22 protein-coding genes are annotated in these 22,800 nt (G+C 44.5%); 15 read left to right on the forward strand and 7 right to left on the reverse strand.

Annotated features, from left to right (window positions below; translation table 11 throughout):
* The 12 genes from R7D93_RS04225 (at position 1) to R7D93_RS04280 (ending at position 9,349) form a co-directional block, all read left to right on the forward strand.
* Positions 1-495: a chemotaxis protein CheW gene (locus R7D93_RS04225; RefSeq protein WP_005380507.1), complete on the forward strand. Its 495-nt coding sequence runs from the start codon at positions 1-3 to the stop codon at positions 493-495.
* A gap of 13 nt (positions 496-508) precedes the next feature.
* Positions 509-1,003, forward strand: a complete 495-nt coding sequence (locus tag R7D93_RS04230) for a DUF2802 domain-containing protein (protein ID WP_213868031.1) — start codon at positions 509-511, stop codon at positions 1,001-1,003.
* Positions 1,004-1,293: 290 nt separating this feature from the next.
* Positions 1,294-1,911, forward strand: a complete 618-nt coding sequence (gene ccmA, locus R7D93_RS04235) for a cytochrome c biogenesis heme-transporting ATPase CcmA (RefSeq protein ID WP_005380511.1) — start codon at positions 1,294-1,296, stop codon at positions 1,909-1,911.
* A 1-nt stretch (position 1,912) separates the two neighbouring features.
* Positions 1,913-2,581, forward strand: a complete 669-nt coding sequence (gene ccmB, locus R7D93_RS04240; protein WP_005380512.1) for a heme exporter protein CcmB — start codon at positions 1,913-1,915, stop codon at positions 2,579-2,581.
* Between the two features lie 109 nt (positions 2,582-2,690).
* On the forward strand, positions 2,691-3,434 hold the full coding sequence (locus tag R7D93_RS04245) for a heme ABC transporter permease (RefSeq protein WP_005380513.1): 744 nt from the start codon (positions 2,691-2,693) through the stop codon (positions 3,432-3,434).
* A gap of 11 nt (positions 3,435-3,445) precedes the next feature.
* Positions 3,446-3,652 (forward strand): heme exporter protein CcmD, encoded by a 207-nt coding sequence (ccmD, locus tag R7D93_RS04250; RefSeq protein WP_005380515.1) that lies wholly within the window; start codon positions 3,446-3,448, stop codon positions 3,650-3,652.
* On the forward strand, positions 3,649-4,134 hold the full coding sequence (gene ccmE / locus R7D93_RS04255; protein WP_005380516.1) for a cytochrome c maturation protein CcmE: 486 nt from the start codon (positions 3,649-3,651) through the stop codon (positions 4,132-4,134). Before ccmD ends, ccmE begins: the two co-directional genes overlap by 4 nt.
* The gene (locus R7D93_RS04260; protein WP_213868033.1) at positions 4,131-6,107 is read left to right on the forward strand and encodes a heme lyase CcmF/NrfE family subunit; all 1,977 of its coding nucleotides are present in this window, start codon (positions 4,131-4,133) and stop codon (positions 6,105-6,107) included. Before ccmE ends, R7D93_RS04260 begins: the two co-directional genes overlap by 4 nt.
* A 1-nt stretch (position 6,108) precedes the next feature.
* Complete coding sequence (locus tag R7D93_RS04265) at positions 6,109-6,663, forward strand: DsbE family thiol:disulfide interchange protein (RefSeq protein ID WP_005380518.1); 555 nt, start codon at positions 6,109-6,111, stop codon at positions 6,661-6,663.
* Positions 6,660-7,145, forward strand: a complete 486-nt coding sequence (locus tag R7D93_RS04270) for a cytochrome c-type biogenesis protein (RefSeq protein WP_005380519.1) — start codon at positions 6,660-6,662, stop codon at positions 7,143-7,145. The genes R7D93_RS04265 and R7D93_RS04270 overlap by 4 nt, the downstream gene beginning before the upstream one ends.
* Positions 7,145-8,359 (forward strand): c-type cytochrome biogenesis protein CcmI, encoded by a 1,215-nt coding sequence (gene ccmI, locus R7D93_RS04275; RefSeq protein ID WP_054575506.1) that lies wholly within the window; start codon positions 7,145-7,147, stop codon positions 8,357-8,359. The genes R7D93_RS04270 and ccmI overlap by 1 nt, the downstream gene beginning before the upstream one ends.
* Before the next feature lie 216 nt (positions 8,360-8,575).
* A complete protein-coding gene (locus R7D93_RS04280) occupies positions 8,576-9,349 on the forward strand; it encodes a VacJ family lipoprotein (protein ID WP_005380523.1) in 774 nt (257 codons plus the stop codon).
* Positions 9,350-9,423: 74 nt separating this feature from the next.
* On the opposite strand, the gene R7D93_RS04285 is transcribed toward R7D93_RS04280, so the two are convergent.
* From R7D93_RS04285 to R7D93_RS04300, 4 genes are all read right to left on the reverse strand, one after another.
* Positions 9,424-10,740: an outer membrane protein transport protein gene (locus R7D93_RS04285; RefSeq protein ID WP_213868034.1), complete on the reverse strand. Its 1,317-nt coding sequence runs from the start codon at positions 10,738-10,740 to the stop codon at positions 9,424-9,426.
* A gap of 309 nt (positions 10,741-11,049) precedes the next feature.
* Positions 11,050-12,309: an outer membrane protein transport protein gene (locus R7D93_RS04290; protein ID WP_213868035.1), complete on the reverse strand. Its 1,260-nt coding sequence runs from the start codon at positions 12,307-12,309 to the stop codon at positions 11,050-11,052.
* Between the two features lie 297 nt (positions 12,310-12,606).
* Positions 12,607-13,338 carry a DUF3379 domain-containing protein gene (locus tag R7D93_RS04295; RefSeq protein ID WP_025767180.1) on the reverse strand — a complete coding sequence of 244 codons (732 nt, stop codon included), beginning with the start codon at positions 13,336-13,338 and terminating at the stop codon, positions 12,607-12,609.
* The gene (locus R7D93_RS04300) at positions 13,331-13,906 is read right to left on the reverse strand and encodes a sigma-70 family RNA polymerase sigma factor (protein ID WP_033907378.1); all 576 of its coding nucleotides are present in this window, start codon (positions 13,904-13,906) and stop codon (positions 13,331-13,333) included. The genes R7D93_RS04295 and R7D93_RS04300 overlap by 8 nt, the downstream gene beginning before the upstream one ends.
* Before the next feature lie 720 nt (positions 13,907-14,626).
* On the opposite strand from R7D93_RS04300, the gene fadI reads away from it, so the two are divergent.
* Together fadI and fadJ are read left to right on the forward strand one after the other, a co-directional pair.
* Positions 14,627-15,934, forward strand: a complete 1,308-nt coding sequence (fadI, locus tag R7D93_RS04305) for an acetyl-CoA C-acyltransferase FadI (protein ID WP_213868036.1) — start codon at positions 14,627-14,629, stop codon at positions 15,932-15,934.
* Entirely contained in the window at positions 15,934-18,045 is a 2,112-nt protein-coding gene (fadJ, locus tag R7D93_RS04310; protein ID WP_005384446.1) for a fatty acid oxidation complex subunit alpha FadJ, read from the forward strand. The genes fadI and fadJ overlap by 1 nt, the downstream gene beginning before the upstream one ends.
* Before the next feature lie 62 nt (positions 18,046-18,107).
* On the opposite strand, the gene R7D93_RS04315 is transcribed toward fadJ, so the two are convergent.
* Together R7D93_RS04315 and R7D93_RS04320 are read right to left on the reverse strand one after the other, a co-directional pair.
* Complete coding sequence (locus R7D93_RS04315; protein ID WP_005384444.1) at positions 18,108-18,362, reverse strand: hypothetical protein; 255 nt, start codon at positions 18,360-18,362, stop codon at positions 18,108-18,110.
* Positions 18,363-18,529: 167 nt separating this feature from the next.
* The gene (locus R7D93_RS04320; RefSeq protein WP_213868038.1) at positions 18,530-21,307 is read right to left on the reverse strand and encodes an insulinase family protein; all 2,778 of its coding nucleotides are present in this window, start codon (positions 21,305-21,307) and stop codon (positions 18,530-18,532) included.
* A 374-nt stretch (positions 21,308-21,681) separates the two neighbouring features.
* On the opposite strand from R7D93_RS04320, the gene sixA reads away from it, so the two are divergent.
* A complete protein-coding gene (sixA, locus tag R7D93_RS04325; protein WP_005380537.1) occupies positions 21,682-22,146 on the forward strand; it encodes a phosphohistidine phosphatase SixA in 465 nt (154 codons plus the stop codon).
* Positions 22,147-22,242: 96 nt separating this feature from the next.
* Here the strand turns inward: sixA and smrB are convergent, their stop codons facing one another.
* A complete protein-coding gene (gene smrB, locus R7D93_RS04330) occupies positions 22,243-22,773 on the reverse strand; it encodes an endonuclease SmrB (protein WP_005380539.1) in 531 nt (176 codons plus the stop codon).
* Positions 22,774-22,800: the final 27 nt, after the last annotated feature.

The following is a 22,800-nucleotide window of genomic DNA, read 5'->3' on the forward strand; positions in this document are numbered from 1 at the left end:
ATGTCTCAAGCTTTTGAAGTAGAAGTGAAGAAAGATGCATCGAATGACGAAGTTCTTCAGTGGGTGACGTTCCAGCTAGAAGAAGAAACGTACGGCATCAACGTAATGCAAGTTCGTGAAGTACTTCGTTATACTGAAATTGCCCCTGTTCCAGGTGCACCAGATTATGTACTTGGTATCATCAACCTACGCGGTAATGTAGTTACTGTTATCGATACACGTTCACGTTTTGGCCTGATGGAAGGCGAAGTCACTGACAACACTCGTATTATTGTGATCGAGTCTGAGCGTCAAGTGATTGGTATCTTAGTAGATAGCGTGGCAGAAGTTGTTTATCTGCGTTCTTCTGAAATTGATACGACGCCTTCAGTTGGTACCGACGAGAGTGCGAAGTTCATCCAGGGTGTGAGCAACCGTGACGGCAAGCTTCTTATCCTTGTGGATTTGAACAAGCTGCTAACAGATGACGAGTGGGACGAGATGGCTCACCTTTAATGGCTGAATGATGATGGCTGAAGAGACTCTTTTATCTGCTCCATTCCTTGCGGGTGGCGTCGCTTTTATCGTGTTAGTATTGGTTGTTTTGCAACTGCGGATTCGCTCGGGGTTACAAAAGCAGTTAGACCAACAACGATCTCAATCTCGACACGCAGATAAAGAAGTGCAAAAGTTGAGTAAGCAGTTACTCGAAGTGCGCTCGGTTGTCGTTGGTCTTGGACAAAAAGTGACGGAGCAACAAGACATTATTCAGCACTTAAACGAGAGAATTCGCGAACTCGAACACGCTGATACTGATGGTCGCTTGTACAGTCGCGCTTCTAAAATGGTACAGCTTGGCGCTGATATCAACGAGCTGATTGAAGAGTGCGAACTACCAAAAGCCGAAGCTGAGCTGATGCTTTCACTGCAGAAGAAACTGGCGGGGAAAGAGAAGATTCCACCATTAAGTGGTCAGCCATCAGATGACGCAGAATATCCAACGCGTGGACGTCGTCGACGCTAAAGGTTATCAAGCGATAAAAAAGAGGCGTTATTACGCCTCTTTTTTTGTTTTTAGCCGCTAATGCTCTTCTTAAATACAACCCTAGATAACCTTCAGTCGATCTTGCTCTTAGCTCTGGCTTCTCAAATTCAAAATGAGCGCTTATAACTACTTATAGTTAATTTTATTAAAGTGTGATGATTAATTAACAAAAATACATGAACTTACATGTAACCTAGCCCTCTTATCCTGTTTTGTCATAACTAAGCTGTGCTAATATAGCGGCTCGTTCATTTTTTAGTTGAAGCTCTATGTTAGAAGTGTCTAACCTGACAGCAATCCGTGATGAAAGGGTTCTGTTTGAAAACCTGCAGTTTGAAATTAAGCCTGGTGAATTGGTCCAGATCGAAGGGCGTAATGGTACTGGTAAAACTACATTGCTACGGATTGTGACAGGGTTAGGTGATAGAGAAGAAGGTGTCATTAAATGGAAAGGCGAAGAGGTTGAAAAATCTCGTGATGTTTTCCATCAAGATCTGCTTTTCTTAGGACATCAAACAGGAGTGAAACGAGAGCTTACCGCATTAGAAAACTTACGTTTTTATCAATCTATTCAAAATAATCGCTCTTCAGACGAAGAAATCTTTATCGCTTTGACTCAAGTAGGATTAGCTGGTCGAGAAGATGTGCCTGTAGCACAACTTTCCGCAGGTCAGCAACGACGAGTCGCATTGGCAAGGTTATGGCTCAGTAAGCAAATTTTATGGATTTTAGATGAGCCGTTGACTGCCATTGATAAGCAAGGCGTCAAGGTGCTTGAATCTTTGTTCGCAAGTCATGCTGATAATGGCGGTATTGTTGTCTTGACGACGCATCAAGATATGTTTGCGGACAGCCCGAAACTTAGAAAAATAAAGCTGGGTGACTGATATGATTTCATCGATGACCACCATCATTCGTCGTGAGCTCCTAATCGCATTTCGCCGTCAGGCAGACATTCTGAACCCGCTGTGGTTCTTTATTATTGTCATTACTCTCTTTCCTCTGAGTATTGGACCAGAACCTAATTTGTTAGCACGTATTGCAGCGGGCATCGTTTGGGTTGCCGCATTGCTGTCCGCCTTATTATCATTAGAGCGTCTATTTCGTGATGATTTTCAAGACGGTGCACTAGAACAAATGATGCTAATGCCGATTCCATTGCAACTTGTAGTGGTTTCAAAGGTCATAGCACATTGGTTGTTAACAGGGTTACCTCTGATTTTAATTAGCCCATTATTGGCGGTTTTACTTTCGCTCGACTTCAATACTTGGCTATCGGTTGTACTAACCTTGATGATCGGTACACCAACACTAAGTTTTATTGGCGCCATTGGTGTGGCGTTGACTGTTGGGTTGCAAAAGGGTGGCGTTCTTTTGAGTTTGCTTATTCTTCCGCTCTACATCCCAATTTTGATTTTCGCAACATCGGCAATTGATGCTGCCGCACTCGGTATGGCGTATAACGGTCAACTAGCGATTTTAGGTGCGATGCTAATGGGGGCGATGACATTAACGCCTTTTGCCATCAGTGCCGCATTACGAGTTAGTGTTAACTAACTCAATAAAGTGCCAATGAAGCGGCGCTTGATCAAAGAATTATTATTAAAGCACTGCTACGGTCTCAACCCTTTAGACAGTGTCCCTGAAGTAAGAGTGAGAACAAAACATGTGGAAATGGCTACATCCTTATGCCAAGCCAGAAGCAGCTTATCGTTTGAGTGGTAAGTTTCTGCCTTGGTTTTCTGTATTGGCCCTCGTATGCTTATCGGTTGGTACGGTTTGGGGGCTTGCATTTGCGCCTTCAGATTACCAACAAGGTGACAGTTTCCGAATCATCTACATTCATGTCCCATCAGCTATTTGGTCTATGGGCGTTTATATGTCGATGGCGATCGCTGCATTTATTGGCCTAGTATGGCAAGTTCGCCTATCTGATATGGCGGCACTTGCGATGGCTCCGATTGGTGCAGTATTTACTTTTATTGCTCTACTTACAGGTGCTGTTTGGGGCAAGCCTATGTGGGGCACTTGGTGGGTATGGGATGCCCGTCTTACATCTGAATTGATTCTGCTATTTCTCTACCTTGGTGTGATTGCGCTCTACCATGCGTTTGACGATCAAAAAACCGCTGCAAAAGCCGCTGGTATCTTAGCGATCGTAGGCGTAGTAAACCTACCTATCATTCACTTTTCCGTGGAATGGTGGAACACGCTTCATCAAGGTGCGACGATCACGAAATTTGAGCAACCTTCTATTTCATCCGACATGCTTTGGCCGTTATTGCTGAACATCTTTGGCTTTGCGTTCTTCTTTGGTGCCGTGACGATGGTCCGTTTTCGTAACGAAATCATCAGTAAAGAAAGTCACCGCCCCTGGGTGCGCAAACTCGCAACAGAACAAACTCAGTGAGGTAACTGATAATGCATTTTGAATCTCTGAGCGACTTTTTTGCCATGGGTGGCTACGCATCATACGTATGGAGTGCGTTTGGTATTACTTTCTTATCCATGCTGATTCTTCTGATCACTAGCCTTCGCCGCGGTGATGCATTATTGAAAGAAGTGAAAGCAAAAATTGACCGTCAAGCTCGTATCGACGCAGCTAAGAACATGGAGAACACCTTATGAACCCGAGACGTAAAAAGAGGCTAGGTATTGTACTAGCGATCTTTATCGGTATTAGTGCCACCATTGGTTTGATACTTTATGCGCTTAACCAAAATATGGACCTTTTCTATACTCCAACGGAATTGGTTAATGGTAAGCCAGATGGCACCAAGCCAGAAGTAGGCCAGCGTCTGCGTATCGGTGGAATGGTGGTTGTGGGCTCAGTTCGTCGAGATCCTAATTCTTTGAAAGTGAGTTTTGACCTGCACGATGTCGGTCCGAAAGTGACGATTACCTATGACGGTATTCTTCCTGACTTGTTCCGTGAAGGGCAGGGTATTGTTGCTCAAGGTGTACTGAAAGATGCCACGACAGTTGAGGCATTTGAGGTCCTAGCGAAGCACGATGAAGAATACATGCCACCAGAAATTGCAGAAGCGATGAAGAAAACGCATGAACCGCTTCAATACAGCACCGAACAGAAACAAGGAAGCGGCCAATGATTGCTGAAATCGGTCACTTTGCTCTCATTCTTTCGCTTGCAATGGCAGTGCTGTTGAGCGTATTGCCATTGTGGGGAGCATCGAATAATAACACCATGCTCATGAACACAGCGCGACCGCTATCTTGGTCTATGTTCCTGATGCTGTTGTTCTCTTTCGCCATTTTATGTTGGGGATTTTATACCAACGACTTCACGTTACAGTATGTAGCGAGCAACTCGAATAGTCAGCTTCCTTGGTACTACCGTTTAACCGCAGTATGGGGTGCACACGAAGGTTCACTGTTGCTATGGGTGTTAATCCAAGCTGCTTGGACTGTCGCTGTAGCGACGTTTAGTCGTGGTATGCCGCAAGAGTCGGTTGCACGTGTACTTGCTGTTATGGGCATGATCTCAGTGGGTTTCCTACTGTTTATCATCCTAACGTCGAACCCATTCCTACGTACGTTACCGTTCTTCCCGGTTGACGGACGTGACTTGAACCCTCTGCTTCAAGACCCTGGTTTGATTGTTCACCCGCCAATGCTTTACATGGGCTATGTTGGTTTCTCGGTTGCATTCTCTTTTGCGATCGCATCCCTAATGACCGGACGCCTTGATACGGCTTGGGCTCGTTGGTCTCGTCCTTGGACAACCGCTGCATGGGTATTTTTAACACTTGGTATCGCACTAGGTTCTTGGTGGGCTTACTACGAACTTGGCTGGGGTGGCTGGTGGTTCTGGGACCCAGTAGAAAACGCATCATTCATGCCTTGGTTAGCGGGTACCGCATTAATGCACTCTCTTGCCGTGACAGAAAAACGCGGCACATTTAAAGCGTGGACGGTACTATTGGCAATCTCTGCATTTTCGTTGAGTTTGTTGGGCACCTTCTTAGTCCGTTCCGGTATTTTAGTATCGGTGCACGCGTTCGCGTCTGACCCGTCGCGCGGTATGTTTATTCTAGGCTTCCTCGTTTTCGTTATCGGCGGCTCTTTATTGCTGTTTGCCGTAAAAGGGGCAGCAGTGCGTGTACGAGGTAACTTCGACTTAGTCTCACGTGAAAATGCGCTCTTAGCCAACAACGTATTACTTATCGCCGCTCTTGTTGTGGTGTTAGTGGGGACACTGTTGCCGCTCGTACACAAGCAGCTTGGTTTGGGGTCGGTCTCTATCGGTGCGCCATTCTTTGATATGCTATTTGCGTGGTTAATGATGCCATTTGCTTTTCTGCTTGGTATTGGTCCTCTTATTCGCTGGAAGCGAGACAATTTATCTAAACTTGTGAAACCAATGCTCGTTTCAGGTGTGCTTGCTTTCGCCTTGGCCGCGCTATGCGTGTACCTGTTTGCCGATTTCTTCTCAACCATGGCTTACATTGGTTGGGTGATGGCGATTTGGATTGTTGCGATGCATGGCTTTGAACTGTACGAGCGCGCAACGCACCGTCATAGCTTTAGTGAAGGTGTTCGCAAGCTGCAACGTAGCCACTGGGCAATGATGTTGGGTCATGTTGGTCTGGCGGTATCTGTTATCGGTATTGCGATGGTACAGAACTACAGCATCGAGCGTGATGTACGTTTAGCACCTGGCGAACACTTCCAAATTCAAGGCTATGATTTCTACTTCTCAGGCTTGCGTGATAAAGATGGTCCAAACTACGATGGCTACATCGCAGACTTTGAGATCACACACGATGGCAAATACGTGAATACGCTTCACGCAGAGAAGCGCTTCTACCGTACGGCTAAGTCTATGATGACTGAAGCAGCCATTGACCGTGGTATTAGCCGCGACTTATACATTGCAATGGGTGAACGTTTAGACGACAACCGATCTTGGGCTGTTCGTATTTACTATAAACCGTTCGTTCGATGGATTTGGGCTGGCTCTTTGATTATGGCATTAGGCGGCGCACTAGCGATTTCTGATAAACGCTACCGCTTCCGTAAATCGCCGAAGAAAAACGCGAAGTCAAAAGAGCAGGAGGCATAACATGAATAAGAAAATCTTATTTATTCCGCTTGTCGCTTTCATGATTCTAGCGGGCATTTTCGCAACCCAATTAATGCGTAACCAAGAGGGCGATGATCCAACTAAATTGGAGTCGGTTTTGGTTGGCAAGCCAGTTCCTGAATTTCATTTAGAAGACCTGGCTGAGCCTGGAAAACAGTACGACCAATCAATTTTTAAAGGTGAACCGTTGCTCTTGAACGTTTGGGCAACGTGGTGCCCAACGTGTTATGCAGAGCATAAATACCTAAACGAATTGGCGGGTAAGGGCGTTAAGATCATCGGTATGAATTACAAAGATGATCGTAATAAAGCAATAGGTTGGCTGAATGATCTCGGCAACCCGTACTTGATCAGCCTATTTGATGGCAGTGGTATGCTTGGCCTTGACCTTGGCGTTTATGGTGCTCCAGAAACATTCATTATTGATGCAAATGGTGTGATTCGCTATCGCCATGTAGGGGATGTAAACCCACGTAATTGGTCAGAAACACTGGAGCCGCTTTACAACAAATTGGTTGAGGAGGCGAAGCAATGAGAAAGCTAATTCTTGCCGTTTTTGCTGCGATGACATTATCTCTTGCTGCTCATGCGGCCATTGAAGTGTACGAGTTTGATAATTTGGAACAAGAACAGCAGTTCAAAGAGTTAAGCCATACGCTCCGTTGCCCTAAATGTCAGAACAACACGATCTCGGATTCTAACGCTGAACTTGCTCAGGACTTACGCCATAAGGTGTACGAAATGACCAAAGAAGGTAAGTCCAAAGATGAGATTGTTGATTACATGATCGCCCGTTACGGTAACTTCGTGACTTACAACCCACCATTTACGGTCGCGACTGCGATTTTGTGGCTAGGGCCACTCGCTGTAGTACTGGGTGGTTTTGGTTTGATTGTGCTGCGTAGCCGTAAATCTAAAGTTAAGGCAAAAGCGAGCAGTGACGAGCAATGGGATGAGCAAAAAGAAGCTCGTTTAAAAGCATTGCTTGAAGAAGAGAACAACGGAGATAAGAAGTAATGACACTATTTTGGATTTCCACCGTTGTTCTCACGCTTATTGCTTGTGCGCTGGTGGCTTTGCCGCTGCTTAAACAAAAAGCGAACAATGATGATGTGTTACGCGATGAGCTTAACAAGGCATTTTATAAAGATCGACTATCTGAGCTTGCAGAAGAAACTGACGAAGGTCTAGTTGAAAGTGAAGACGAACTGATTTCTGATCTAAAGCAATCACTGCTTGACGATATCCCTGGTGATAAAGCGCAAAAAGAAACTAAGGTTTCTCCAATCGCGGTTTTAGTTCCATCGGTAATTCTGACGGTGGTGCTGAGCTATGGTTTGTATTATAAATTTGGCGCGTCAGACGATATTGTTCAATGGCAAGAAGTGTCTGCAAATCTACCTGAGTTATCGAAAAAGCTGATGTCGGCTTCTTCTGAGCCGCTGAGTGACGATGAAATGGCGGATTTGACCCTTGCCCTTCGAACTCGCTTACATTACCAGCCGGAAGACTCGACAGGTTGGTTACTGCTAGGTCGTATTGCGTTAGCAAATCGTGATGTCACCACAGCTATCGATGCGATGGAAAAATCGTACCGCCTAGAGCCCAAAGACCCAGATGTGATGTTGGGTTATGCACAAGCTCTGATGCTGTCTCAAGAGGAAATGGATCAAGCGACGGCTCGCTCATTACTCGGCAAGCTGATGCAGCAAGACTATGTCGATCTGCGTGTGTTTTCTTTGTTAGCGTTCGATGCGTTTGAGCGTCAAGACTTCCCGGCAGCCATCAAGTACTGGGGAATCATGCAGCAAATGATTGGTCCAGAAGATAGTCGCTACGAGATGTTGTCACGCAGTATTGAGAGTGCTCGTAAGCAAATGGGCGAAGCGGTTTCACCGGATAAGAGTGTAGCTGTGACAATTAATGTGGCACCAAATGCTCAGTTGGATCCAAACGCAGTTCTGATTGTGTCAGTACATCGTTCAGATGGCTCCCCAATGCCTGTGGCTGCTGCTCGTTATCCGCTAGGTACTTTCCCTCGCACAGTCGTATTAGATGATGGCAATGCCATGATGCAAGGGCAAAAGTTATCTACACTCGATAAGCTCATCGTCCGTGTGCGTGTAGATTCTGACGGTAACGTAGCAACGCGTGATCAAGATTGGCACGGAGAAAGTGACGTCGTTGAATTTGGCGCACCAGTAGAAGTGACCATTGATCAGCAGTATTAATTGTTAACATCTGTCTCTGAAACATGACAACGAGGTAGAGTCAGTTGCCTTTAGTGGTATGACTCTAAACGATCGAGTAGAATACCGAAGGCCAGCGATTGCTGGCCTTTATTTATTCCCATATCTGAGTCATCTTTACTATGTATCCTGCTCAACATACGTACAATGGTTAATCGGGGTGACTTAGGTACATTAATAGTCGTTATGGAAAATAAAATGTATAACAAGGGTAAATCTACCTTCTTGTTGCTGTTAGCCGTTGGACTGGTTGGCTGTTCAAGTGCGCCTGATGAAGCAGTAACAGGACAAGAAACAAATCAAACGACTTCTGATGTGTATGACCCGTTGGAAGGCTTTAACCGAACCATGTGGGAACTCAACTACGAATATTTAGATCCGTATTTGGTTCGTCCTGTATCACTTGCGTATGTAGAATACACGCCAGTTCCTATTCGTTCTGGTATCGCTAACTTCTTATCGAACTTAGATGAGCCAGCAAGCATGGTTAATAACTTAATCATGGGTAATGGTACGAAAGCTGTGGACCACTTTAACCGTTTTTGGATTAACTCGACGTTCGGTATTTTCGGTTTATTCGATATTGCAAGTGCCGCGGGTATTACGAAGTACGACGAGAAAGCGTTCAGTGATGCAGTAGGCCACTATGGTGTTGGAAATGGTCCTTACTTCATGGTTCCAGGTTATGGTCCGTATACCTTACGTGAAGTGACAGATACCGTAGATAGTACGTATTTACCCCTCTCTTATCTCAACTTCTGGGCGAGTTTGGGTAAGTGGGCGTTTGAAGGAATGGAGAAGCGTGCTTTATTAGTACCGCAAGAAGCGCAGCTAGACTCGTCGCCGGATCCATATATTCTAACTCGCGATGTTTATATACAGCGTCAAAACTTTAAAGCAGAAGTTGAAACGGTAGAAGAAGTTAACATCGAAGAAGAAGAGTATTTAGATGAATATCTAGAAGACTTTTAAGCGTTGTTCTTCATAATCGAGAAATGAAAAAAGGCTTAGCTGATACTAAGCCTTTTTTGTATTTTGCAGCTTGGTTAGAAACGGTAGTTTGCTTGAACACCGATTAGCCAAACATTACCCGTAGTTTCGCCTACGAATTGGCCGCCGACTTGTTCTGCAGTGTCGTCTGACTTGTAACCACGAGACTCAACGATTGGTGCGTCTTTCGCAAAAATATAGGTGAAGCCAGCGTCTAGGCTGAAGTCTTTCGTCCAATCGTACGTTGCGCCAATACTTAGCCAAGTGCGGTCAGTTTCTGGAATAGTAATCGTGCGGTTTTTGTCGCTTACCGCTGAAGTATCGTATGCAATACCAGTGCGTAGCGCTAGCTTAGGATCAAGCTGGTAAGTAGCACCAACAGCAAAGCGATAGTTGTCTTCCCAGTTTTCTACTTTAACCATATGCGTGCCAGCAGTATTTAGACGTGCTTCCAATTTCTCGAAAGAGCTCCAATCCGTCCAGTTAACGCTTGCGTGTAACGCAAGTTGGTCTGTTACTTGGTGGAAGCTTGCCAATTCAGCCGTTGCAGGCAGGTTTAGATACATGTAGCCGTTGTCGCGTTCAGAAGTATCGAAGCCAAAACCAAGACCTTCAGCATGGCCTTCAAGCTTTAGTTCAACTTCAGATTTGTACGCGAAGCCGATACGGTTATTTTCATTGATCTGCCATGCTGTACCAACTTGCCAGCCCCAAGCGGTATCGTCACCTTCCATGTATTTTAGAGCAGTACCTTGAGGAACACTGATTGGTTGATTAGTTTCAGGATTTAACCCTACAACGTTATTCTTAGGAGCTGCTGCGCCAAAGCTGCCTTCGCCGATGATGTAACGGATACCACCACCAACGCTGATTGATTCATTGACTTTGTAAGCTGCGTTCAAGTTCGCTTCCATTGTCGTTACGCTTGCTTCGTTACCGAAGTGCGAGGCACCAAAGCCTTTACCTAAATCGGTTTCCATGCCGTAGTTGGTGCCAAATGCCAAACCAATCGCGAATTTCTCATTATATTGGTGTGATAGGTAGAAGTTTGGAATGATTGCATCATGTGCGAAGTCATCTGAAGATGCAGAAGAAGTGCTACCGTGGAAGTTTACATCACCTTCAATATCAATATTTGGGTTCACATAGATTGCACCAACGGACACTTGAGTGCCTTCCAAATAAGTTAGCATTGCTGGGTTACGCCATTGTGCACTTGCGTTGTCAGCCATTGCAGCTTCACCAGCATATGCTCGACCTAGGCCTGTTGCAGAATATTCAGCAAGTTGGAAACCTGCTGCGTTAGCCATGCCCGTTGCGCCAAGTAGGCTTAATGCCACTGCTGTTGATAGAAGAGTCTTGTTGGTTTTCATTCGAATGTTCGCTGATTTGTTTATAACGTGGGACAAAAGTTTAAAGGTAGAGTTTTTACTTTAGAAATGAAAATCCAGCGTAAGTGGTTATTTGGAATATTATGCTTTTAAATGTTATTTGTGCGGTTTAATAATCTAACTGTGAAAGGCTTGTAAACGGAATTCAGCGAACAGCTGTGCGTCCTAATTGTGAGATTTAGATACACGTGTTCACTCAAATTGAGTGGGCAATAAATCGCAGATATGAAAAAAGGCTGGAAATCCAGCCTTTTATATAAAGTATTTTTCTACTAACTAACAGCGAAGCGTTTAGAAGCTACGGCTGTATTGTAAGCCGAATAGAATTGCATCAGCATGAGTTGTTGCTGTTACACCGGTAGAAAGAACAGGAGATAATTGAGTATTCTCATTAACTTTTACATCTTCACCTAACAAGTACGTGAAGCCAAAATCGATGTTTGAGCTATTATCAATATGGTAAGAGAAACCTGTGGAGAACCACTGGCGATCAGAGTCTGGTACCGAGATAGACGTTACTTTATCTTGAGCGCTTGTGTCGTACATGTAACCAGCACGAAGTGTCCAGTTGTTGTTTAGGTAGTAAGTACCACCAATTGCGTAGTGCCAGCCATCTTGCCATTGATAGTCTTTCGAGTAACCACCTCTAAGTAAACCCTGATTTAGGTTCTCAAAATCAATTTGGTCGAAATCTTTCCAACCGATGTATTGGATGCTGTAGTGTACAGCAAACTTAGTGTCTTGGATTTTGTGGAAACCAGAAAACTCGGCCATATCTGGTAGAGGTAGCGTGATTTCCTGACCTTTGTCGTCTTTCGCCGTAAATTCAGGGCTGTAACGATACGCTAGACCAAAACGGTTGTTTTCATCTAGTTCGTACACAGTACCAACGTTAAAACCAACAGCCCAACCATCAGCTTTATCTACGTCCAGAATTTTTTGACCGCCAACCCCTGGGACTGAAGAGCTAGTTGTACGCTTCATTGTGCCTTGGCCGTAGATTAAATCTAAACCAGCACCAAAGCTCCATTGTTCGTTTAAACGGTAAGAACCCGCCAATCCAAAGTTGAAGCTTTTTACATCCGTAAGACCACCGTACTCGGTTGCGGTGTAGTTATCTGAAAATTCAGTTTTAGTGCCGAAATTAGAGTATGCGTTTACGCCCCATGCAAACTTGTCATTTACTGGAACGATTAGGTGAATGTTTGGAGCTATTGACGTATCACCCACATCATCAGTATCAGCAACACTTACAGTACTGGAGCCCAAAGGAGTATTAACGTTATATTTCGCATCTTTCACTTCAATCATTGAAGTAATGCTTTCGAAGCCTAACGAAAGTTCCATTTTATCAAATAGAGCCATTGCTGCTGGGTTACGAGCCATTACCGCGGCGTTATCTGCGATTACTGCATCACCAGCAAATGCACGGCCGATGCCAGTTGCTGATTGAGCGTTGATTTGGAAACCCGCTGCCATCGATTGACCTGAGGCAAAAGCTACCGTTACTGCTAGGAGAGTCTTTTTAAACAGACGCGTGTTCTGAGTCATTTGTTTTTCCTTATTAGATTCGTCTCTTTGGACGATAAATTGAGCTTTTGCTCAGTGGCGCAGATAGTAGTATCAATAATTGCTTGGACAAATCCGACCATTGGATAAAATTGAATAAAAATTGCAGAAATGATGTCTAAAAGACGGGAAATTGCACTTAAAATGCATAATTTAGAGTTTAAGCTCTAAATGCGATAGGGGTGGTGAATGTTTTGTGTTCTATTTATACAAAAATGCCGCTAAATAAGATCATTTAGCGGCATTTAACCTTTTGAAGGCTGGAAATCGTCGAAGTTGTTACATTGGCTTAATCATTGATGCAAGAGTCGTAGCGAGCGCATCAATATTTTCACCTTCTTCCCCGACTAAAATCAGGCTTGAACTCCCGACGGGCTGAACGATTCCGGTCATGCCATCCTTATTAAAGTCGGTACTTTGTTCGCTTGGAATACCAGTAATAAATAACGTTACTTTACCTTTTGGACCTTGGAACACCATATGCACCGCATTGGATTCACCAAAACCGCAGTGGTTTAGGTAGTAAACGTGATATGGAAAGTTTTCACTAAACTGGTAATGAAATGGCGACATTTTCGCATTAATTTGCGAGCTCGGTACATCCTCATCAAGATGACGAACAAACGGTTCTTCATGAATAACGTGTTTCATCGCGGTATCCGCTAAACTGGCTTGTGCTGGAGACACCAAAACATTTCCCCAGTTTACTTGACCAACTAATAACCCTGCGGTGAACGCAATAGAAGCAGCAAGTGCCATTGCTTTGCGGACAAAGTTTGGTCTGACGACCTTCTCTTCATCAAGTGCACTCGACGTCTGGCTAAATAAAATCTTATCTGCGAGATCTTCGGGTACATCCACATTCATGGCTTGTTTAATTTTTACATCGAGATCCAAAACGTCATCAACAAACTTATTGTTGGCGTCGCTACCAGCTAAAGCTTGCAGAATCTCTTCATCCTTTTGTTTTGGATCCGACAAAATACGACGACGAAATTCTAAATCATCCATTCTTTTGTCCTCTCTTGGTATCTTGAGAATCCAACATCTCTTTAAGTTGATTACGAGCGCGAAATAGTCGAGTCATCACTGTGTTTTTATTTAAATCAAGAATGTCACCAATTTCTTCTCCACTGAAACCACCAACAACTTGGAGAAATAAAGGCTCACGGTATTCAACATCGAGCTTCATGATCTGTGCCTGCAGCCATTCTTGCTGATGATGTGGTTCATCGCTGACTTTAGCATCATTGCCGTAATCATCGATATCAACTAAATCAAATTGTTTACGTTCGAAGCGGCGCGCATTTTCTCGTCTCAATATTGTGATGAGCCAAGACTTGGCAGCTTTTTCGTCCTGGAGGCTATCGAGTGACTTCCAAGCTCTAAGACAGGTTTCCTGAACTAGATCTTCCGCGACCGCTTTATCTTTGCACAACCAATATGCGTAGCGGTACAAGTCACGATGATACCCTCGGACGAGCGCTTCGTATTTTCTTTGCTTGTCCATATCAGAGTTGACCGGACTGTTGGAATTTTTCTTTCCAAACATTTTTAATATGGCCACAGGAGCCTCCATCCTCGCTCTGTGAGTTTCTTATTTGTTCTGAGCATGACTTTACTTGCTTCATCGCTTAGCGGTTTTGGTTGCAGGATTTGTCATGCAACCCCTTTGACACAATAAGCCATGTGGTTACCTAAAAGTGTATACGCAAATGTCAGATATCATCGAACACGAATTGATATATATTGTTAACAATATCATCATTAGTAATCAATGGCTTGGATAAGTTCACTCGATGGAGCATTAAAAGGGACTTCTGATGGTGGATTCTTGAATTATTTTGAATCAATAATCGCTCTAGGTGAGCTTAAAACTCGTAAAATCACTATAAAATTGATCTATTTCAAAATATCAAGCAGTGAAGGGGTTATAGTACACCTTGTCATCTCGTTAGTCATTGCGACTAACATGTTGAGCAAGATGACACTTCCTTTTGAAGGCTGACTTTACTTTCTCCTAATCAGGAAACTGATTACTTTTCAATTGGCGTAAGTTAATTGTTTTATAGATATTCCGACCACACAGTTATGTGTGGTTTTTTTTTGCTTCGATTTTACTTTCCGTATACCTCTTACCGTTTTAACTCTCTATAGTTAACCATTAGTAATCGCATAAGAATCAAAGAAGTAGAGTAATTGAACTACTTGCTTCACGTTTATTTAAACGCACGTTTGATAAATTTAACAAATTCATTACAATGCATCAGGTCAGACCTCTTGTATTTAAGGAGAAACAATGGGCAAGCAGGAAGTAAAAACACGCAATGGTGAGCGTGTCGCTATTGTCGCGGGGCTTCGAACTCCCTTTGCTCGTCAAAGCACGGAATTTAGCCAAGTGCCAGCGGTCGATTTAGGGAAAATGGTAGTAAGCGAAATGTTTGCTCGAACAGATATTGATCCGAAGCTAATCGAACAAGTGGTATTTGGACAAGTAGTACAAATGCCTGAAGCGCCAAACATCGCACGAGAAATCGTGTTAGGCACTGGTATGAACATCCATACTGATGCATACAGTGTGACTCGAGCGTGTGCGACGAGTTTTCAAGCGGCGGTTAATGTCGCAGAAAGCATAATGGCGGGAACCATCGATATTGGTATTGCTGGCGGTGCAGACTCTTCTTCCGTCCTGCCTATTGGCGTATCAAAGAAACTGGCCGCTAATCTGCTTGCTCTTAGTAAGACAAAAACAATGGGTCAGAAGCTTAGTATCCTCAAAAACTTGAGCTTTAAAGACCTGATGCCAGTGCCACCAGCAGTAGCAGAGTACTCTACGGGTTTATCCATGGGACAAACTGCAGAGCAAATGGCTAAAACACATGGTATTTCTCGCGCAGAACAGGATGCGCTTGCACATCGTTCTCATACGCTGGCTTCTCAGGCTTGGAAAGAAGGAAAAATCCAAGATGAAGTGATGACGGCTTTCCCTGAACCATACAAAAAATGGATTTCGGAAGACAACAATATCCGTCATGACTCAACGGTTGAGGGATACGCGAAATTGCGACCTGCGTTTGATCGTCAGTATGGCAGTGTTACGGCAGCGAACAGTACGCCATTGACTGATGGTGGTGCGGCAGTGATGTTGATGCGAGAAGGTAAAGCGAAAGAGCTCGGAATGGAGATCCTTGGTTACATCCGAGGTTATGCATTCTCTGCTATCGGCGTGGAAAAGGACATGCTGATGGGGCCGACTTATGCCACAGCGAAAGTGCTTGAAAATACAGGCTTGGAACTGTCAGACCTGACGTTGATCGACATGCACGAGGCCTTTGCTGCTCAAGCATTGGCGAATGTGAAGATGTTTGCTTCCGATAAGTTTGCTCAAGAAAACCTTGGTCGCTCAAAAGCGATTGGTGAAATTGACATGGATAAGTTCAACGTGCTTGGCGGATCAATTGCTTATGGTCACCCATTTGCTGCGACTGGTGCGCGTATGATGACGCAAACCCTACGAGAGCTAAAACGCCGTGGCGGTGGTATTGCATTGAATACTGCATGTGCTGCTGGTGGTCTTGGTGCGGCAATGATTCTGGAGGTTGAGTAATGAGCGAGCAAAAAGCATTTAGTCTAAAGGTTGATGAGCAAAATATTGCTTGGTTAGCCATCGATGTTCCTAATGAAAAAATGAATACGCTGCAGGCGGCTTTTGCTGACGAAATGAAAGAAATTTTTGCTCAGCTAAAAGACTCCAGTGGTATTAAAGGGATGATCATCCACTCCCTAAAACCGGACAATTTTGTTGCGGGTGCTGATGTTCGAATGCTAGAAGCATGCACCACAGCAAGTGAAGCGGAAGCCTTAGCAAGGCAAGGTCAGGAGTTGTTCCAGCAGCTATCGGACTTACCTTATCCTGTCGTTGCGGCTATTCATGGCCCATGTTTGGGCGGTGGTTTAGAACTGGCTCTTGCATGTGATTATCGTGTTTGTACGGATTCTGACAAAACGCGTTTAGGTCTGCCAGAAGTACAACTTGGTTTATTGCCAGGTTCTGGTGGTACTCAGCGTCTGCCACGTTTGATTGGCCTGTTACCGTCGTTGGACTTGATCCTGACGGGTAAACAACTTCGTGCGAAGAAAGCTAAAAAATTGGGCGTTGTGGACGCCTGTGTGCCTGACACCATTTTGCTCGACGTAGCAAAACAGTTTATCGACAAAGGTAAAAACAAGGGCACGAAAAAGCTATCGACGAAAGAAAAGGTGATGTCTGGTAGCGGGCTAGGGCGCAAGTTTGTATTTGAGCAAGCTGCGAAGAAAACGAATCAAAAAACTCGCGGTAACTATCCAGCAACGGTTGCAATTCTAGAAGTTATTCAACATGGCTTAGAGAAAGGCTTCGCTAAAGGTCAAGAACTTGAAGCGAAGCGCTTCGGTGAGCTTGTGATGAGCTCAGAGTCAAAAGCGCTCCGTTCGATCTTCTTTGCCACAACAGAAATGAAGAAAGAAAATGGCACGGATGCGAAACCAGCACCAGTTCATAAAGTTGGTGTGCTTGGTGGTGGTCTGATGGGCGCCGGAATCAGCCATGTGTCTGTTGCAAAAGCAAAAGTACCTGTTCGCATCAAAGACGTTAGCAACGATGGCGTTTTAAACGCGCTCAACTACAACTACAAGTTATTTGAGAAACAGCGCAAACGTCGCATTCTATCCAAGGCCGATCTGCAAGCGAAAATGCTGCAACTGTCTGGTGGTGTCGATTTTACCAGTTTTAATCATATTGATGTCGTAATTGAAGCCGTTTTTGAAGACTTAGATCTTAAGCAAAAAATGGTGGCGGACATTGAAGCGAACGCTAAGACAGAAACTATCTTTGCGACCAATACTTCTTCGTTGCCTATCCACAAAATTGCAGAAAAAGCAGAGCGTCCAGAAAACGTAGTTGGTTTGCATTACTTCAGCCCAGTAGAAAAAATGCCTTTGGTGGAAGTGATTCCGCATGAAACGACGTCAGATGAAACCGTTTCAACAGTTGTTGCACTTGCTAAGAAGCAAGGTAAAACCCCGATCGTAGTGAAAGACAAAGCGGGCTTTTACGTGAACCGCATTCTTGCTCCATACATGAACGAAGCGGCGCATATTTTGTTGGCTAACGAACCGATCGAAAAGATTGATACGGCGTTGCTTGATTTTGGTTTCCCTGTCGGCCCGATTACCTTGTTGGATGAAGTTGGTGTCGACATTGGCGCGAAAATTATGCCGATCCTGGTTAATGAGTTAGGTGACCGATTCAAAGGGCCGGATGTGTTTGATATCTTGTTAAATGATGGACGTAAAGGACGCAAGAGTGGTAAGGGGTTTTACACTTACAAGGGCAAGAAGAAAGATGTCGACAAATCGGTTTACAAACTGCTTAAGCTCGACCCTGAATCTAAGCTAAGCGATAACGATATTGCGTTGCGCTGTGTGCTGCCAATGCTGAATGAAGCGGTACGTTGTTTGGATGATGGTATCATTCGCTCGCCACGTGACGGCGATATTGGCGCGATATTTGGTATTGGTTTCCCACCGTTCTTGGGTGGTCCGTTCCGTTACATGGACCAATTTGGCATTAAAGAGCTCGTAGAGAAAATGAATGAGTTTGCATCGAAGTATGGCGATCGTTACGCGCCATGTGATGGCTTGCTTACTCGAGCTGGTGAAGGGACAACGTTCTATTAAACGTTGCTTCGGTAGAGAAAAAGGCTTGCCAGTGGCAAGCCTTTTTCATAAAGAAGAAATGGTTACTTCTTCTTGTCTTTCTTATCTTTATTGTGGCCTTTACCAGGGTTGTCGTCCCCATGAACGCTGCTATTACCTTTTTTGTCTTTATCATTCCACTGTTTTGAAGAGCAATCATCTGATTTGATGGATACATTGTCTCCGCTAAGGCGCACACAGTCGTCACTTAGTTCGAAACCATCGCCTTTGACTGAGATTTCAGCGTGAGCAGATGCCAATGGCAGTATAAGAGCCACAAGTAAAAGTGCTTTTTTCATGATTACCTCATTAAGTTATTTTTAGTGCGGTAATTAGAGCATAAGCCGCAATGGCGCAATTTCAATTTTCTGCCAATTATGGTGCCGATTCAATCTATGAGACCGACAACCTCATGGGTTTGTAGGTTCATTCTAGTAATCGACAATTTTATTTCTGCGCAACTAGATCACCCCAAGCCGCAATCTTTTGGCCGAAGTTGGAACTCTTCAATCGATCCTATTTCTTGTCCTAGATGGATGCGCGGAGCCTCCGAATGCGCTTGACCTTGAGAGTGCATGATCAAACGATTTGCAGTACGAGGTTTCAATTCGTTCACAACGAAGCGAATCATGTCTGCGCGCGTCAGCTTCTTCAACTCCGCAAGTACCTTGTCACGTTGGTTAAACTCAGTGTCTTTGTTTCCTATCGCAACCCAAAGACGTTGAGCCCGACCTCGAAGTGTGGTGTCCGGCGTTGCTATTTGGTTCCACAAGCCGCGCTTACTGCTGTGCCATTGGTAATCGTTTAACTCTAACAACACCATATAAAAGGCATTTAAAAACTCATCGATTGAGGTAACCAGCTCGGCAGGTGCTGCATTAGGTGACTGCACATATAGTACAATACCAGGGTGACGATTTAGCGGCATATTGCCAGTGCCTACCATGTAACCTAATTGCTGCTTGGTACGGATTTCGTGGAAAAACGTTGCCGACATAAGGTGATTGGCCAATGAGTATAGCGCGATACTACGAGGCTCAATATCCTCGCACTGGTGGTAAATAACGACCGCGGAATCTTGCTGGTTACAATGCACCTCACGTTGAAAACTGCCATTTTTACCTAGCATAATGAGCGGGCGAAGTGCCTCTTCATAACGTTGCTCGTTAACTCTTAGAGCATCCTTCAAGGTCGTAGCCATGTCATGGGCTTGCTGGCGTTGCCAGTCTCCGTAAACAAACATTTCAACGTGCAGTTCTGCAAGAATGGATTCTACGAATACCGAGAGTTCATCGACTTCGATTTCTTCTAGCGCTTCGACTAAGGTTGCGAAAGGCGGGTTATTGGGTTGAAGTAACCCAGTAAGTGCGTTAAACAGCTGCGAAATAGGGCGATCTTGTGAAGCATTTCTCCAGTTTCGTAACAATTGTTGTTTGATGGTTTCAAAGCGAGCAGGGCTGAAATCTCGAGAAGCAAAACGGTGCAGAATCACTTCTAGCAACTGAGGCAGCTTTTGACTGAACCCTGAGAGGGTTAAGGTCACGCCACCTTGGTGAGCATACATGTTGTAACCCATCCCTGCGATTTCTGCTTGATAGGTTTCTTTTGCTAGCGAATCGAGGAACATCTCTACACATAAGCGCGTTTTGACGATGTTCTTTGGTGATGCAACGGCATGAGAGCTGTCGATAGCGACATAAACGACACCTTTGGGCACGCGAAATTCGTCATCTTGCAAATGCCACAGCCGAAACCCTTCGAGATCCTCAATCAACTCTGGCAGTGAATCACCATTTTCGAGTGGCATGGGGTCGAGATCGTAGCAAATATAAGGGTTCTTTTCCGGTAAGACGAATTGCCAGCTTGGATCGATTTGTTGATAGAAACGACGTTGGCTTTCACTAAAAGGCGTGACGGAGTACGGGGTAAAGTACCATTCGGCAGTACGATTGTATTCCAGGCCTTTAGCAATCAAAGTGACGCGCACATTATCGATGGTTAAGTATCGCAGCAATGAACGCTGTAACTCTTCATCGTAGCCCGCCATTTTGTAGTCACCATAAACCGTGTCTTCCGGTTGATAGTGCTGCATGTTGATCACCAGATGGCTGACGAGATCCATTGGGCGCGATGGCTCTTGGAAGCGGAAAGCCGATTCTAATACCGCTTGTTTTTCGAGATAGCGCCATTCATCTAACCCGTCTTGTTTGATCATCGAGAGGTATTGAAAAACTGCTTGAACGATATCATCAACATGATCTAAGCCGTTTGGCGTCAGGGTGCAGCTTACGGTAAAGTCTCGGTAGTTACTGCCACTCGCGCCGCCGCCCGCTGAGAGAGAAGTAATCCAGCCTTTTTCTTTGAGTTGAAGCATCAAACTGCCTTCTCCTTCATAACCCAACAGGTGAGCAAAGTAGGAGAGTGGCTTCACGCTATAATGCGCATCCATTCCCGGCATGGGGAATGTGAGAATCAGTTTACGGAACTCTTTGAGCGGCTCGACTTGAACCAAAATGCCCGTGCTTTCCTCAGTGCCGATCGGTACATCAATCGATTTTCCACGAAGATGGTGATTTGGGATGTCGGCAAACATGGCTTCTACCCAAGCTTGCTGTTCATCGAGCGGCTGTGGCCCAAATAGAGTCAGTGTCATCAAATCGGCGGAATACTGAGAGTGGTGAAACTCCACAATTTCGTCGCGGATGGATTTACCATCTCGGTCGCCAAGAGTATCTAAGTTTCCGACAGAGAATTTTGAAAACGGGTGCTCTGGATTGATGACTTCTTTGTTAACTTGATACAGGCGACGAGAATCATCATTGAGTTTGAGCTTGTATTCGGAGTCGACAGCCTGGCGTTCTTTGTCTAATGCTTCTTCGTTAAACAAAGGTGCGGTAAAAAATTGGCTAAATCGATCTAAGGCACTTTCAAAGGCATTTGGAGCAATATTGAAAAAGAAACAAGTGTGCTCTGTACCAGTCCAAGCGTTGTTTGTTCCACCGTGTTGGCTAATATAGCTTTGAAACTCGCCCACTTTAGGGTATTTTTCCGTACCCAAAAAAAGCATGTGTTCTAAATAGTGTGCCAGACCTTGGCGATCGTTTGGGTCGTCGAAGTGTCCAACGTTCACTGCCAGAGCAGCTGCCGACTGTTGAGCTGTATCGGAATGAATCAGCAGTACACGCAGTTCATTGCTCAAGGTAATGTAGCGGTATTGATTTGAATCGTTAGGACTTAGATGCACGATGCGTCTCCAGATTTCGCATTACAGTAATTTAGGCTCCCCTCGCGGGGGGCGCAAAGTTTGCGTTTCGACAAATACTGCTTGCCGTATTTTTGTTATTCGTAGACTTCTGCACAGGCCCATCGCGTTTGCGTATGGGGAAGAACTGTTTGAGTGAATGCTCTGAACTCATTGCACAGTTAAATAGTGTGATGAACTGAGTACATTCTTTTAATAGATTGTTAAGAAAGTCGCTATCTTTAACAAGCGAATTGGTATAATGAACAGATAATTATATCAGTATTTTTGTTTCGTCATTGTTAAAGTTAGCCCCGTCTATCTAATAAAGATAGCAGTCAACCTTTTGGTAGCGTTAGCTATCCCTAGGAAATAACATGAAAATATTCATCATGCGTCACGGTGAAGCCGAGCATTTTGCAGATTCAGACGCAGCACGACAATTGACCCCAAGAGGCAGAGTCGAATCAGAAGCGGTTGCTAGAGCCTGTAAAGAACAGGGTTTTGCGCAATTCGATAAAGTGTTGGTGAGTCCGTACATTAGAGCTCAACAAACTTGGCAAGAGATCAGTGCGTATTTCTCTGCAAAAAGCATTGAAACTTGTGAAGATATTACACCTTATGGCCAGTCCGAGCATGTCTTCGATTTCGCAAGTGCGTTAATCGAAGTCGAACAATTGGACTCGCTTTTGTTCGTATCGCATTTGCCTTTGGTCGGTTATCTGACTTCAGAGTTTGTAAAAGACATGACACCTCCGATGTTTCCTACATCAGGCCTAGTGTGCATTGAATATGATTTACAAACACAAAATGGTGAAGTGCTATGGCATATTACGCCATAAGTGTCTAAACCAAAATAAGCGTTTGCAAATTAGAGACAGAATAAGAAAGGCAGGAGATCCCTGCCTTTTCGTTTCATCGTGTCTACGGTAAGCCTGTTACTTTTCAGGAATTGAAAGCAACACTAACAACGCACCATCACCACCAAATTCTAGTGGCGCTTGGTGAAAAGCCATAACGTCAGGATGCTGTGCTAACCAAAGTGGGGCTTTCTGTTTCAGGATGTGTTTCCCAATACCATGTTGCACACACGCACAATGAATCTCGTTTTTGATGCAATAGGCTATCATCGCACCAAGCTCGCGTTTTGCTTCTTGCTGTGTCATGCCGTGCATATCGAGGAACACGTCCGGTACATACACGCCACGACGTAGACGTTTGACTTCATAAGTGGAGACGTCGTCACGTGCATAACGAGTTGGACCTTCATCGTTTAATAGAGGGACAAACTCATCTGAAAAGTAAAATTCAGAGTCACTCGCTTCACGGTTGGAGCGCTTGATTTCTTTTTGCTTAGTATTTTTTTTTGGTTGCTGGATTATGGTATCCTGTCGCAACTTTTTTACGCCCTGTACTGCTTCCTGAAACAAGGCGAAATCGTCATCGTTCTCGGTGTCTTTTTTGCTCATTAGGTAAACAATTTCATTAATAAACTT

Origin of the sequence: Vibrio sp. YT-15 (genome assembly GCF_033337445.1) — a bacterium.
Classification (GTDB): domain Bacteria; phylum Pseudomonadota; class Gammaproteobacteria; order Enterobacterales; family Vibrionaceae; genus Vibrio; species Vibrio alginolyticus.

What these genes read in the sequence shown, in the direction of transcription:
- R7D93_RS04225 (WP_005380507.1), top strand. Translation starts at nt 1, where the DNA reads ATGTCTCAAGCTTTTGAAGTAGAAGTGAAGAAAGATGCATCGAATGAC.
- R7D93_RS04230 (WP_213868031.1), top strand. Translation starts at nt 509, where the DNA reads ATGGCTGAAGAGACTCTTTTATCTGCTCCATTCCTTGCGGGTGGCGTC.
- ccmA (WP_005380511.1), top strand. Translation starts at nt 1,294, where the DNA reads ATGTTAGAAGTGTCTAACCTGACAGCAATCCGTGATGAAAGGGTTCTG.
- ccmB (WP_005380512.1), top strand. Translation starts at nt 1,913, where the DNA reads ATGATTTCATCGATGACCACCATCATTCGTCGTGAGCTCCTAATCGCA.
- R7D93_RS04245 (WP_005380513.1), top strand. Translation starts at nt 2,691, where the DNA reads ATGTGGAAATGGCTACATCCTTATGCCAAGCCAGAAGCAGCTTATCGT.
- ccmD (WP_005380515.1), top strand. Translation starts at nt 3,446, where the DNA reads ATGCATTTTGAATCTCTGAGCGACTTTTTTGCCATGGGTGGCTACGCA.
- ccmE (WP_005380516.1), top strand. Translation starts at nt 3,649, where the DNA reads ATGAACCCGAGACGTAAAAAGAGGCTAGGTATTGTACTAGCGATCTTT.
- R7D93_RS04260 (WP_213868033.1), top strand. Translation starts at nt 4,131, where the DNA reads ATGATTGCTGAAATCGGTCACTTTGCTCTCATTCTTTCGCTTGCAATG.
- R7D93_RS04265 (WP_005380518.1), top strand. Translation starts at nt 6,109, where the DNA reads ATGAATAAGAAAATCTTATTTATTCCGCTTGTCGCTTTCATGATTCTA.
- R7D93_RS04270 (WP_005380519.1), top strand. Translation starts at nt 6,660, where the DNA reads ATGAGAAAGCTAATTCTTGCCGTTTTTGCTGCGATGACATTATCTCTT.
- ccmI (WP_054575506.1), top strand. Translation starts at nt 7,145, where the DNA reads ATGACACTATTTTGGATTTCCACCGTTGTTCTCACGCTTATTGCTTGT.
- R7D93_RS04280 (WP_005380523.1), top strand. Translation starts at nt 8,576, where the DNA reads ATGTATAACAAGGGTAAATCTACCTTCTTGTTGCTGTTAGCCGTTGGA.
- R7D93_RS04285 (WP_213868034.1), bottom strand. Translation starts at nt 10,740, where the DNA reads ATGAAAACCAACAAGACTCTTCTATCAACAGCAGTGGCATTAAGCCTA.
- R7D93_RS04290 (WP_213868035.1), bottom strand. Translation starts at nt 12,309, where the DNA reads ATGACTCAGAACACGCGTCTGTTTAAAAAGACTCTCCTAGCAGTAACG.
- R7D93_RS04295 (WP_025767180.1), bottom strand. Translation starts at nt 13,338, where the DNA reads ATGGATGATTTAGAATTTCGTCGTCGTATTTTGTCGGATCCAAAACAA.
- R7D93_RS04300 (WP_033907378.1), bottom strand. Translation starts at nt 13,906, where the DNA reads ATGGAGGCTCCTGTGGCCATATTAAAAATGTTTGGAAAGAAAAATTCC.
- fadI (WP_213868036.1), top strand. Translation starts at nt 14,627, where the DNA reads ATGGGCAAGCAGGAAGTAAAAACACGCAATGGTGAGCGTGTCGCTATT.
- fadJ (WP_005384446.1), top strand. Translation starts at nt 15,934, where the DNA reads ATGAGCGAGCAAAAAGCATTTAGTCTAAAGGTTGATGAGCAAAATATT.
- R7D93_RS04315 (WP_005384444.1), bottom strand. Translation starts at nt 18,362, where the DNA reads ATGAAAAAAGCACTTTTACTTGTGGCTCTTATACTGCCATTGGCATCT.
- sixA (WP_005380537.1), top strand. Translation starts at nt 21,682, where the DNA reads ATGAAAATATTCATCATGCGTCACGGTGAAGCCGAGCATTTTGCAGAT.
- smrB (WP_005380539.1), bottom strand. Translation starts at nt 22,773, where the DNA reads ATGAGCAAAAAAGACACCGAGAACGATGACGATTTCGCCTTGTTTCAG.